This is a genomic window from Halorubrum sp. GN12_10-3_MGM (genome assembly GCF_005435235.1).
GTDB lineage: Archaea > Halobacteriota > Halobacteria > Halobacteriales > Haloferacaceae > Halorubrum > Halorubrum ezzemoulense.
In genome coordinates, this window is sequence record NZ_SGUB01000002.1 from 214,285 (window position 1) to 227,053 (window position 12,769).

The 12,769-nt window shown below is 69.1% G+C and carries 11 protein-coding genes; 8 read left to right on the forward strand and 3 right to left on the reverse strand.

Translation table 11 applies throughout. The features are described 5' to 3' along the window. Positions 1–38: 38 nt before the first annotated feature. On the reverse strand, positions 39–569 hold the full coding sequence (locus EXE47_RS02695; protein WP_049932183.1) for a hypothetical protein: 531 nt from the start codon (positions 567–569) through the stop codon (positions 39–41). Positions 570–964: 395 nt separating this feature from the next. On the opposite strand from EXE47_RS02695, the gene EXE47_RS02700 reads away from it, so the two are divergent. The 8 genes from EXE47_RS02700 to EXE47_RS02735 all read left to right on the forward strand — a co-directional run bounded on the left by EXE47_RS02700 (position 965) and on the right by EXE47_RS02735 (position 11,124). After that, positions 965–2,479 (forward strand): VWA domain-containing protein, encoded by a 1,515-nt coding sequence (locus EXE47_RS02700; RefSeq protein ID WP_094495616.1) that lies wholly within the window; start codon positions 965–967, stop codon positions 2,477–2,479. A 121-nt stretch (positions 2,480–2,600) separates the two neighbouring features. Continuing rightward, positions 2,601–3,926, forward strand: coding sequence for a choice-of-anchor W domain-containing protein (locus tag EXE47_RS02705; protein WP_094519582.1), 1,326 nt, complete (start codon positions 2,601–2,603; stop codon positions 3,924–3,926). Positions 3,927–4,064: 138 nt separating this feature from the next. Next, positions 4,065–5,771, forward strand: a complete 1,707-nt coding sequence (locus tag EXE47_RS02710; RefSeq protein WP_137707981.1) for a SipW-dependent-type signal peptide-containing protein — start codon at positions 4,065–4,067, stop codon at positions 5,769–5,771. Between the two features lie 200 nt (positions 5,772–5,971). Continuing rightward, positions 5,972–6,745: a hypothetical protein gene (locus EXE47_RS02715; protein ID WP_089308688.1), complete on the forward strand. Its 774-nt coding sequence runs from the start codon at positions 5,972–5,974 to the stop codon at positions 6,743–6,745. Further along, positions 6,742–7,851: a hypothetical protein gene (locus tag EXE47_RS02720; protein WP_137707982.1), complete on the forward strand. Its 1,110-nt coding sequence runs from the start codon at positions 6,742–6,744 to the stop codon at positions 7,849–7,851. Before EXE47_RS02715 ends, EXE47_RS02720 begins: the two co-directional genes overlap by 4 nt. After that, positions 7,851–8,966, forward strand: a complete 1,116-nt coding sequence (locus EXE47_RS02725; RefSeq protein WP_137707983.1) for a signal peptidase I — start codon at positions 7,851–7,853, stop codon at positions 8,964–8,966. Before EXE47_RS02720 ends, EXE47_RS02725 begins: the two co-directional genes overlap by 1 nt. Further along, entirely contained in the window at positions 8,966–10,057 is a 1,092-nt protein-coding gene (locus EXE47_RS02730) for a hypothetical protein (protein WP_137707984.1), read from the forward strand. Before EXE47_RS02725 ends, EXE47_RS02730 begins: the two co-directional genes overlap by 1 nt. A gap of 269 nt (positions 10,058–10,326) precedes the next feature. Continuing rightward, positions 10,327–11,124, forward strand: coding sequence for a ZIP family metal transporter (locus EXE47_RS02735; protein WP_086216603.1), 798 nt, complete (start codon positions 10,327–10,329; stop codon positions 11,122–11,124). A gap of 19 nt (positions 11,125–11,143) precedes the next feature. On the opposite strand, the gene thiD is transcribed toward EXE47_RS02735, so the two are convergent. Both thiD and EXE47_RS02745 read right to left on the reverse strand, forming a co-directional pair. Then, positions 11,144–12,001, reverse strand: a complete 858-nt coding sequence (thiD, locus tag EXE47_RS02740) for a bifunctional hydroxymethylpyrimidine kinase/phosphomethylpyrimidine kinase (RefSeq protein ID WP_049932170.1) — start codon at positions 11,999–12,001, stop codon at positions 11,144–11,146. A 111-nt stretch (positions 12,002–12,112) separates the two neighbouring features. Continuing rightward, positions 12,113–12,742 carry a DsbA family protein gene (locus tag EXE47_RS02745; protein ID WP_137707985.1) on the reverse strand — a complete coding sequence of 210 codons (630 nt, stop codon included), beginning with the start codon at positions 12,740–12,742 and terminating at the stop codon, positions 12,113–12,115. Positions 12,743–12,769: the final 27 nt, after the last annotated feature.

The following is a 12,769-nucleotide window of genomic DNA, read 5'->3' on the forward strand; positions in this document are numbered from 1 at the left end:
CGGGGAGTGGGTTTCCGGGAAGTCGCGTCGGAGAGGCCTCAGCGTAGCCGTAGCTGTCGCAATACCGAGAAGCGGTTGACCCACAACTGGGCGGCGCTGGCGGCGGCGAAGGCGCCGAGCGCGAGGCTGGTCCACAGCATGGGGTCGACCGCCGACACGAGCGGGACGTCAAGGAGCGCGGCGAGCACGACGAGCAGCGATCCCACCGCCAGCGCGCGGTACAGCTCCGACCACGTCGCGCCGCCGGGCGCGAGAATCTCCGTGTACAGGCGCACGTCGCGTGCGCGTCGAGAGAGTTCGAGCGTCTGCGACTCGCGGTCGTACGTTATCACGCCCGCCTCGGCCAGCTTCGGGAGGTGCGTCTGGACCAGCGACGTGTACACGCTCTCGCGACAGCGCTTCGGGGGCGGGGTCTCCCCCGTCTCGCGGCGCGCGACGAGCGTCGACAGCTCGTTGACCGAGACCGTCCCGCCGACGGAGCTGAGCTGTTCGATCGCGCGCCGTCGGCGCTCGTTCGCGAGGATGGCGTACACCTGTTCGGCCGGAAGCACGTCGTTTCGGAGTTTCATGGAGATGGGGGCCGGGCGGCCGCGCCCGGCGGCGCCCGAGTTCTGCTACTTCCTGCGTCTGACGGGGGTATATGTATGGGCTGGCTACCCGGGGGGACCGCCGATCGGGTGCGGGAGGTACGGGTCGCCTGCCGGGTTCGACCCGCCGAGTACGGTGTCCGTGCGGCGATCTGGGGTGTGGGTATGAATCTCATGCGGTCGCGATCCGCCACGGTAGGGGCGCCGGACCGCCCGTCGAACGCGACGTTTGACCGGTGGCGTGAAGGCTTCTACCGGCTGGAATCGGTCGTTCGACGGTGACGTGGGAGCGCGTAACTAGGTGGGTGTCCCTCGGAGGGGAAAGTAACCGATTCGGTCAGCCCAGCGCGGACAGGGGGCGAGTCGGAGGAGACACCATGAGCAAAGACACAAACGACAAAATCGGACTCTCGCGGCGCAAGGTGCTCGCGGGCCTCGGCGCGGTCGGCGTCGCGTCCGCGGGCGCGGGACTCGGTACCACGGCGTACTTCAACGACACCGAGTCGTTCGACGGGAACACCCTCACCGCGGGCGAGCTGGACCTGAAGCTGGACTACAAGTCGACGTACTTCGGCGGCCCCGGCCGTCTCGACGACATTCGGGCGATGGGGTACGCCGGCGGCGACGAAGAGTTCCTAGCGCAGGACCTCGGCGACGGACAGTACCTGATCGGGCAAGCGCCCAGCCCCGCAGCACTACAAGAGTGGGAGGATTTCGTTCAAGGCGAAGAGTTCCCGTTCTGTTCGCCTGAAGCAGATATTCACCTCGTCAACGGCGACGGGATCCCGGTGTTCACGCTCGACGACGTGAAGCCCGGCGACTCCGGCGAGGTCACGATCAGCATTCACATCTGTGACAACCCCGCGTACCTCTACCTCGCGGGCGAGCTAACCGAGAACTTAGAGAACGGCCAGTCCGAGCCCGAACTGGACGCTGAGGGAGAAGACACCGACGGCATCGGCGAGCTTGCCGACTTCATCGATGTCTGCGTCTGGTACGACGAGGACTGCGACAACGTGTACGAACCCACGGGCACAGGCCAGCAGCAGGAGCTGGAAGTCGCCTTAGTCAGCGACGTCTCCGGTTCGATGGGCGGCGCACCGCTCTCGGCGCTGAAGACGGCCGCGACCAGCTTCGTCGGCAACCTCTCGTCGCCCGACGAGGCCGCAGCGATCTCGTTCAATTCCGGCGCGTCGACCGACCAGGAGCTGACGACCAACTACCAAGCCGTTCAGAACGCGATCAACAACTACACCGCGGGCGGGGGCACCTCGATCGCCGCCGGTATCATCGAGGGCGAAGACGAGCTCCTCAACGGCACCATCGCCACGCCGGGCGCGTCGAAGGTGATGATCCTGCTGAGCGACGGGCAGTCTAATGAAACCGCCGCGACCGACGCCGCGACCGACGCCAAGAACAACGGGATCCGCATCTTCACTATCGCGCTCGGGAACGCCGACACCGGTCTGTTGGAGAGCGTCGCCAGCTCTTCCGACGACGCCTTCGTCGCACCCGACCCGGCCGACCTCGACACCGTCTACGCTGAGATCGCGCAGATCGTCCTCGCGGGTGAACAGAAGATCCTCTCGGGCACGATGAGCGAGGTCTTCGACGCGCTCGCCGACGGCGAGGCGCTCGACGGCAACCGCCAGGAGGAGGGTCGGCAGCCGTACCCCGGCGCGACCACCCAGTGCATCGGCTTCGAGTGGACGCTCCCGGCGGATGTCGGCAACGAGATCCAGACCGACTCCGTGAGCTTCGATCTCGCCGTCTACGCCGAGCAGTCGCGGCACAACGACGACCCGCAGGTGGCGTTCAACGGGACCGACGTGAACAGCACCAGCCCCGGTCCCGCCCCCAACGGCACCGATAACGTGAGCAATCCGAACTAGCTCCTCGGAGCGACGCGGCCCCGGACGACGAGACACGTCCGGTTCCCGGCTCGGCGCCTTCGGGCGGCCGACGCGGCGGTTCACGACCGCCGCCGGGAGTTCCCTTCGGGGATGATACACAATGAACGACGACAAAATCGGACTATCGCGGCGCAAGATGCTGGTCGGACTCGGTGCGGTCGGCGTGGCCTCCGCGGGCGCAGGCCTCGGCACCACGGCGTACTTCAACGACACCGAGACGTTCGAAGACAACACGCTGACGGCCGGCTCGCTCGACCTGCGCGTGCTGTACGAGGCCTCCTACGACAGCGACGGTGCGGTCGAGAACATGGCGGACAGCGCCATGGGTACGCAGGACGGCGACCCCGCCGGGATGTTCTACGACCTCGACGACGTGAAGCCCGGCGACTCCGGCGAAGTGAAGTTCTGCTTCGAGATCGTCGACAACCCCTCGTACATGTGGGCGTGCGGTGACCTCTCGCAGGCGGAGAACGGCATCAACGAACCCGAATCGGCCGTCGACAGCACGCCCGATCTCGGCGAACTCGGCGACTCGATTATGGCGAGTCTCGCCTACTGTGACGAGGACGGTGAACCCCTCGCGGACGGAGAGATCGTCTCCGGCTCGCTCGTCGATGTCATCGCGGCAATCTCCAACGGCGCGGCCCTCGACGGCGACGGGATGGCCGGCCTCGTTCCCGGCGAGCAGGCGGAGTACGCCGACGTGGTCGAGCCCGAGGAGGGCGAGGCGTTCATCACCGGCCCGTGCGTATGCCTCTCGTGGGAAATCCCGACGAGTGTCGGCAACGAGGTTCAGTCGGACTCGCTGACGATGGAGTTCGAGTTCCACGCGGTCCAGTCGCGCCACAACGACGGCACGGCGAACCCGTGTGAACCCTCTATCACGACTACGACCGGCGAGGGCTTCGCCAAGCAGCAGGAGTTCGCCACCGAACAGGAGACCTCGTTCGCTCGCGGCCGCTTCGGTGGTCAGAACACGTGGGAAGTCGCGGTCGGCCCCGACGTCGGGAGCGCCAGCACGGCCGACTACAGCTGGTCGTCCGGTAGCACGGTCCCGTTCAGCTACACCTACGACGGCAGCGCCAACGCCTCGTTCACCCTTGACGGCGTGAACGTGGCCAGCACGATTCCCGCCCCCAGCGGGAAGCTCGGCATCACGACGAAGGCCGACGAGGCAACCGTCGCCGTGACAGACCTCGGACTGGACCTAGACGGCACCCCGGTGTCGCTCAGCGGTCCCGACGCGATCTCCGCGTCGAACGACGACGACGGTTCCGACCGCGATGTCACCTACCTCGTGTTCGACACCGACGCCGCGGACGTCGCGAACGCATTCACCATCAGCGGTAACGTGACGGTCACGCTGCAGGGCGACTACGATCTGACAGCCGAGGAGGGAGTCGCCTTCGACATCAGCGTCGAATAAGACCGAAACGAGCGCGCGACTTCCGTCTGAAACGGGCGGGCGGAGCGTAGCGCACCCGACCGCGGCGGTCGCGGTCCTCCCACGTGGCGTACGACGGTTCGACTCCGTCGGTGGGACTCCCTTTGGGGATTCACAATCATGGCAGACAACGACAACATCGACTCCATCGGACTGTCGCGGCGGACCGTGCTGGCCGGCCTCGGCGCGGTCGGCGTGGCCTCGGCTGGCGCGGGTCTCGGTACCACGGCGTACTTCAACGACACCGAGTCGTTCGACGGGAACACCCTCACCGCGGGCCAGCTGGACCTGCTCGTCGACTGGCAACAGACCTACGACTTCGGCGAGGGCAACCAGTTCGTCAGCGCGCACCCGGACCACGACGGCGACGGCGAGCAGTCAATCGAGATCGACGGCGAGGTGTTCACGTACAGCGACTTCCCGGACGAGGACGACGAGGACAGCAACGGCGCGAACCTCCCGATCCTGGACTGCGAGACCATCCCGCCGCTGTCGGAGGCGGACTTCGGCACGGACCCCGTCACGGGCGAGGTGATGAAGACGCTGGTCCGGCTCACCGACGTGAAGCCCGGCGACTCCGGCGAGATCACCTTCTCGCTCCACCTCTGTGACAACCCCGGCTACATCTGGATGCAGGCGGACAACGTCGACGACGACGGCGGCACCGAAACCGAACCGGAACTGATCGTCGACCCGGATAACCTCGGCGACCTCGGCGACGCCATTGAGGCGAAGCTCTGGTACGACGAGGACTGCGACAACGTGTACGACGGCGCGGAGCCGGTCGACATCATGCTCACGCTGGACTTCTCGGGGTCGATGCTGTACGATCAGTTCGACGGCGTGGTGAGCGAGGACAACATCACGGTGGGCGGGACCACCTACGACGAGACCACGAAGATCGACCTCGTCGAGCTCGGCACCCGCCAGTTCGTCGACTACCTCGAGTCGCAGGGGTCGGACGTCCAAGTCGGCGTCACGTACTTCGACGGCGAGGGGAGCGGCGACACCGAGCCTAGGACCGGGCTCCTCCAGCCGCTGACGGCCGACCTCGACGATGTCGACGACGCGCTCGACGGGCTCCGGAAGAAGCTCGCGAACGTCGTCAGCGGGACGAACAACGACCCCGACATCGACGACAGCGACGCGGACCCGTTCTCGAACGCGAGCGGCATCGCGACGGGGACGTACATCGGCGAGGGCGTCAACGACGCGCAGGCCGAACTCGACGCGAACGGCCGCGGCGGCGTCGAGTTCCGGAACATCGTCCTCTCCGACGGGGAGTCGTTCAACGGGACCGGCAGCACCCAGTTCGCCGACCCCGTGGACGCAGCCGACGACGCCCGCGCGGCGTCGCCGAACCCCGCGACGAACGTGTACACCATCTCCGTCGGCAGCGCGAACGACGCGGTGCTGTCGTCGATGGCCGGCCCCGCGGGGGGGCCGGGCGGCGATCCGTCATTCTTCAACGACGTCGACGACCCGCTCGTCATTCCCTCGGTGTTCGGGAACCTCGCGGCACAGACTGGACAGGAGAAGATCATCATCGAGGGCTCGCTCGCGGACGTGCTCGACGAGCTCGAGAGCGGCGACGGAATCCCGCTCGATGGGAACCGCGCGACGCCGTACGGCGAGCTGGCCGACCCGGCCGACGACGAGAACCGCGACCCGTTCGCGGGCGACGGCGTGATGCACTGCGTCGCGCTCGAATGGGAGCTGCCGATCGGCGTGGGCAACGAGGTTCAGGGCGACGCGCTCGGCTTCGACCTCGGCTTCTACACCGAGCAGGCGCGCCACAACGACGGCGCGGGGGTTCAGTCGGCCTGAGAGCGCGTCTCGGACCGCGTCGCGGCGTCGGCGGGCGGGAACGAAGGTCTGTTGCCGATCGGCCGACCGCGGGCGGGTACGGCGTCCGTACCGCCCGGAACGGTCACCGGTCCGGGCGGGTAGGGCGCGCATACATACGAGCGTCGTGAGAGTAGGAAGGGTATCGACGATACGGCCGTTCGGAGCCGCGACGACACACAATGACACAGAAAGAATCGGGACTCACGCGGCGGGAGGCACTCGCGGGCGCCGGAGCCGTCGGCTTCGCGGCCCTCGGGGCCGCCTCCGGACGACCGACGGGAACGGACAACTGGGACGAGTACACGAACTACACGTACGCTCAGACGGACACGCCGTTCAATCTGCTCGTCGGGTGGCGGCGCACGGAGAACGGGACGCTCGTTGATTCGAGCGCGGTCGGCGCGGTCGACGACGTCGGAGCGGTCGGCGTCCGGCTCGTCGACGTGGGCAACGCGCTGCCGCACGATTACGGCACCGCGAGCGTCGGGCTCCGGCTCGAAGATCCGGAGGACACCGCCCGCGTGTGGCTGCGGATCGACCCGCACCTCGACGGCGCCGACGCCGCGAGCGCCGCGCTCGCGGAGCGCGTCACGCTCACGGTCCGGCAGGACACCGGGATATTCGGCATCGGTAGCTGCGGCGGCGCCGAAGGCGAGTTCGCGAGCGCCGGGGAGCTGATCGCCGACGAGACGTTCGCGGACATCGACGGCTCCGCGCTCGCGGACGGGATCGAACTGCGCCCCGGGCTCCTCGGCGACGGCTGCCTCGCCCCGGGCGAACAGCGCTGCCTGACCTTCGCGTGGGAGTTCGACAGCGAGGGCGGCAACGCCGGACAGGGCGGCGCGGTCGACTTCCTCGTGGAGTTCGCCGCCGACGAGTGCGGCGCCGAGGGGAACCCCTTCGACGGGAACGTAGCGGCCGGAGGCGGCGGCGGCGCCGGAGGCGACGCATGAGCCCCGACGACGGCGGGCGGCGCCCGAGCGGGCTGAGCCGACGACGGCTGCTCGCCGGGATCGGCGGCGTCGGCGCGGTCGGCATGGCGAGCGGCATGGGCACGGGCGCGTACCTCGCCGATCGGGAGACGTTCCCGGGCAATGTCTTCGGCGCCGGCGAGGTCGGACTGACGGTCGATGGGGACCCCACCGACGGGACCGTCTCGCTCGGCCCGCTGACCGTCGATCGGACGACGTTCGACGAGCGTTCCGGACCCGAGACGTTTGACGTGGGGGCGTCGGCGAACCCGGTACGGGTGTGGCTCGCGACCCCCTGTCCGGACGGCGATCGCCTCGGGAACGCCCTAGAGGTCGATGTCGTCGTCGACGGCGAATCCGTGACCGGCGGGTACCGCCCCCTCGCCGAGGTCGAGCGCGACCTCGCGACCGGGGTGCGGATCGACGCCCGGTGTCTCGGGCCCGACGACGACCCGGTCGCCGTCGAGGTGTTCCCGTACCTCCCGGCGGACTCGCCCGACGTGGGCGGCGCGGCGACCGACCTGACGTTCCGGGTGTACGCGGAGCAGTGCCGCCACGTCGCCGAGGCAGACGCGGCGAGGTCGAACCCCTTCGTAGAGACCGAGTGCGCGTCCGCGTGCGTCCCCTGCGAGGACGAGAACGGCGTCGCGGTCGGCTCGCTCACGCTCCGGTACCTCGGCGACGACCCGGCGACCGTGGTCGTCGTCGCCACCGGCGGCGGCGCGGGCGGTCGAGGCACCGCCGGGACGACCGTGTTCGACGGCGAGGTGACTCCGGACGGGACCTTCGTGGTCGACGGGACCGCCGCGCCGACCAACGGCGACCCGGGCTGGATCGGCCCCAACATCTACCTCGACGACGGCGGGACGGGCACCGACCCCGAGACCGACGCCGACGGTACTGGCGGAAACGGCGGCGGCAGCAGAAGAAGCGGAAATGGCGGCAACGGCGGCGGCCACGCGGGCGTCAACATCCACACGAGCTGTTCGGTTCCGCTCCGGGTCGGCGACGTCTACGGCGGGCTGTACGAGATCGCCGCGGCCGCGACCACGGGCGGTGAGCCGCTGTGCGGCACGGAGGAGAACTGATGACCAAACTACTCACATCACCACGGACGAAGCGCGCGGCGAACGTACTCGGGATCGTCCTGCTGATCGCCCTCGTCGCACCGTTCGCGGTGTACGCGGCGCCGGAGGTCGTCGGCGCGGACGAGAGCTTCGTCGTGCTCACGGCGAGCATGACGCCCGCCATCGCGCCGGGCGACGTGGTGATCGTCGCCGAGCGCGACCCGACTGCGATCGCCGAGGGCGACGTGATCACGTTCGTCCGCGGCACGAGCGACGTGCCGGTGACGCACCGCGTGATCGACGTGGTCGACGAGGCCGGCACGCTCGCGTTCGAGACGATGGGCGACGCCAACGAGGGGCCGGATCCGGGGCTCGTCCCCGCCGGGAGCCTCGTCGGCGCCGTGACGCTGACGATCCCGTACGTCGGGTACGTGATCCAGTTCGCGGGGACGCGAGTGGGGTTCGTCGCGCTGGTCCTGTTCCCGTTCGGGCTGCTCGCCGCGACGGAGATCTGGTCTATCGTCCGGGGCCGCGACGGATCTGAATCGCAACCCTCGATGACCGTCGATCCGGTCGACCCCGTCGACGAACCCGGCGACGGAGACGGGGCGACGGCCGGACTCGATCCGGTAGTCGGGCCCGACCCGGCGGCTGGACCCGGTCCCGCGGCCGAAATCGTGACGGCGCAGGCGACGGAGGAGGCGAGCGGTTCCGGGGGCGTCTCGGTCGACGCCGTCGGCGGCGCGGCGGCGGTGCTCGCCGCGTTCGCCCCGTACGCGGGGTACGTCGCGTTCGAGCTCCGGACCGCCGTCGCGATATCGGTCGCGATCGGCGTGTCGACGCTGCTGCTCGGGGCGCTCGCCGCGTGGGTGCCCGCCAGCGGTGTCTTGGACCGCAGCGGTGGAACGCCGGATCCGGCTGTCGAGACGGACGCAAGCGGACCGACGACAGACGCGATGCGTAACGGAGACTCCCCCGAGTCCGACGGGGGCGCGTCCGAGCCGAACGACACCGTCGACTCGGCGGCGGTCGCCGCCGGGGCGGAGACGACGGCGGCCGAGGACGGGGCCGAGCCGGCGTCGACGCCCGGGTCGACACCGGTCTCACGTCCCGAGGCCGCCGGGGAGGGCGACTGATGGCCGCGAACCGTGGGCTCGTCGCGCTCGTCGCGCTGGCGGTCCTCGTGTGGGGCGTCGCGTTCGCCGGAGGGGTCACGGTCGCCGTCCTCTCGGCGAGCGTCGACGTGACCGCGACGTTCGAAGCCCCGGACGAACTGAACCAGATCAACGAGACCTCGACCAACGGCAGCCAGACCAACGAGACCGCCGATGTCGATCTCACCGCGGTGGCCGTCGAGAACAGGACGAGCGACCCTGACGGAGACGGCGCCGGACTGGATCAGAATGTCTCGGCGCCCGTTGGGAGCAACGTCTCGGCGCCCGCTGGGAGTAACGTCTCGGCGCCCGCTGGGAGTAACGTCTCGGCGCCCGCTGGGAGTAACGTCTCGGCGCCCGCTGGGAGTAACGTCTCGGCGCCCGCTGGGAGTAACATCTCGGCGCCCACTGGCGGCAACGTCTCGGCGCCTACCGAAGAGAACGTCTCGGAACCCACCGCGGACACCAACGCCTCGGTCCCGGTAACCGACTCGGCGACAGCCGAAGCGGATCAGTCGGGGAACGAAACGGCAACCATGGAAAACGAGGATCGTCCGTCTGAAACGCCGGACTCCACGGATTCCGATACGTCTGACGCTGCGAACGAGAGCGCGTCGAGCCCGGCCGTGACATCATCAGACACGGACAGCAACGAGTCCGACCCGGCCGTGACATCCGCAGACACGGACAGCAACGAGTCCGACCCGGCCGTGACATCCTCGGGCACCGACGACACGTCGAACACCGACGACAGCACGTCTGACGCACAGAGTTCGGAGACCAACGCGAAGACTCTGACAGACGATGACGACACGTCGAACACCGACGACACGTCGAACACCGACGACACGTCGAACACCGACGACAGCACGTCTGACGCGCAGAGGTCGGAGACCGACGCGACGAGCCAGACGGACGATGACGACGCGTCGGAGCCGTCCGAACCGTCGCCGGAGCCGCCGGAGAACACGACCGAGCCGACGGCGAACGGATCGGCCAGCGCGGGGGACGCGACCGGCGCCGCCGCTTCGCCGAGCACGGTCGATGCCGTCGCGGCGGAGACCGACCGGTGACTTCGATTCGACCGCGGGGCGGATCGTGAACGTGGACGTACCGATTCGACCGCGACGGAGCGGAGTTCGAGGCGGCGGTCCGTCTTGTGCGCTCGGCACCAAGCTCGCAGTACTCCTGCTCCTCGTCGCGCTGTTTCTGTTGGTGCTTATTTCCGGTCTCGCTCGCGGCCTGGGGTGAACTCGGCTTCGCCTCGGAGGGGTAGGTAGTTCCCAGCGCGTGGGGGCGTCCCTCGGAGTTATGACCCGGAGCGGCGTACCGTCGCGTACGAATGGTCGCACTCGACGCCTACGCGTTCGTGTTCGTCGCCGGGTTGATCACGGCGCTGGCGACCGGAATCGGCGCGCTGCCGTTCTTCTTCTTCGAGACGATCAGCGACCGCGGGAACGTGGCGCTGTGGGGGTTCGCGTCGGGGATCATGCTCTCCGCGTCGCTGTTCGGACTGATCCAAGAGGGGCTCGCGGAGGGGACAGCGGTTGAGATCGGCGTCGGGATGCTCGCGGGCGTCGTCCTCGTCGTCATCGCGCACGAGGTCCTGGCGGACGCCGAGATTGATCCGCGGGAGTACGAGGAGGCCGACTTCAAGAAGCTGATCCTGATCCTCGGCGTGCTGACGGTCCACAGCTTTCCGGAGGGGATCGCGGTCGGCGTCTCCTTCGCCGACCTCGGGCTGGAGGGCGGGACCGCGCTGTTCGGCTTCACCGTCCCGCTGCTCGCCGTGTTCATGACCGTCGCCATCTCGATCCACAACGTCCCCGAGGGGACCGCCATCTCGATCCCGCTGCGGGCGATGGGCGTCTCGAAGTGGAAGATGGTGTGGTGGTCAGTGTTCTCAAGTCTCCCGCAGCCGATCGGCGCCGTGATCGCGTTCGCGTTCGTCCGGTACGCCCGCGAGTTTCTCCCGTACGGCTTCGGCTTCGCGGCGGGCGCGATGATCTACCTCGTCCTCTCGGAGTTCGTCCCCGAGGCGCTCGAAACGGGCGCCGACCTCCCGCGCGGCGGCAAACCGGTCCTCGTCGGCGGCGTCGCGCTCGGCGTCGCGCTTATGATCCCGCTCGCGTACCTGTGAGTTCCGGCGGCGGGGTCCGTCACTCCTCGCCCAACGCCGTGGGATTGACCGCGCCCGGGCCCTCTCCCACGTCGTAACCGCGTCGGACCGCTTCGGTCATCCCGGCGACCGCGGCGTCGACCGCGTCGCGGAGCGGCTCCCCTCTCGCCAGTCGCGCGGCGATCGCGCTCGACAGCGCGCAGCCGGAACCGTGCGTCGCCTCGGTGTCGATCCGCGGCGTCTCGAAGCGGTCGACGGTCGGCGCGACGCGTTCCGGGGCACTACCACCCGCGTCGTCGGCCCGGACGAGGGTGTCGACGACAGCGTCCCTCTCGGCGGATTCGCCGTCGAGGTGCCCGCCCTTCACCAGCGCCGCGTCGGCGCCGAGCGCGACGAGCTCGCGGCCCGCGCGCTCGGCATCGGCGGGGGTGTCGACCGGCGCGTCGGTCAGCACCGCGGCCTCGTCGGCGTTCGGCGTGACGAGCGTCGCGTCCGCGATCAGCCCCTCGTAGGCGTCCTCCGCGGCGGGCGAGAGCAGGCGATCCCCGGTCGCCGCGACCATCACGGGGTCGACGACGAGCGGGGCGTCCGTCTCCGCGACCAGTTCAGTCACTTGCTCGACGGTCTCGGCGGTCGCCAGCATCCCCGTCTTGATCGCCCCGACGGCGAAGTCGTCGGCGACCGCCGCGTACTGGCTCGCGACGTGATCGGCGGGGAGGGGGTGAACGTCCTCGACGCCGCGGGTGTTCTGCGCGGTCGTCGCCGTCACGACTGATGTGCCGAGGACGCCGTGCGCGCGCATCGCGGTCAGGTCCGCTTGGATCCCCGCCCCGCCGCCGCTGTCGCTGCCGGCGATCGTCAGCGCGACCGGCGGCTCGACCGGCTCGTACTCGGGCATAGTCGTGATACAACCTAGTGGTATTAATTAGTGGTGTTCTTCCCGCTCGGCCGAGCTACCGGGTTCCTCGGACGGCGAACGGTCGGTGCCTCACCGCGACGACGAACGGATTCAGGTCCCCTCGACGAGGCGTTCGAGCTGCTCGGGCGGGACGGCGCCGCGCGCCGCGTACCCGTCGTATGCGAAGGTCGGCACGCCGGTAATCCCCTCCCGCTGCGCCTCGGTGAACCGCTCGCGGACGGTCTCGCGGAGCGTCTCGTCGTCGAGGGCCGACCGCACCTCGTCGGCCTCGGCGCCCGCGTCGGCGGCGAGTTCGGCTAGGAGGTCGGCGTCGCCGATGTCCTCACCGTCCTCCCAGAGCGCGGCGAAGACCGCCTCGTCGAAGGCGAGCCACGTCTCGTAGTCGTGGTGTTCACGGAGGTAGTACGAGACGATCTGGGCGGGGAGCGAGTCGACATCCTCGGCGATGTCGAGGTCCATCTCCACGCCGTAGTCGTCGGCGAGCCGGCGGACGTTCTGTTTCGCCTGTTCGAAGTACTCGTCGTCTTTCCCGTCGTCGACGGAGTGGTCGATCGTCCCGTCCGGGCGGCGCTTCTGGCTCCGCAGGTCGAACGGGCGCCAGTCGATCGCGAGCTCCTCGTCGCGGTTCTCTTGATACTGTGAGAGGGACTGACGACCCAGATAACAGAACGGGCAGACGTAGTCCGAGTACACCGTGATGGTCTGTCGGTCGGCGCTCATGGACGGGCGTAACGCCCGGCGATACAA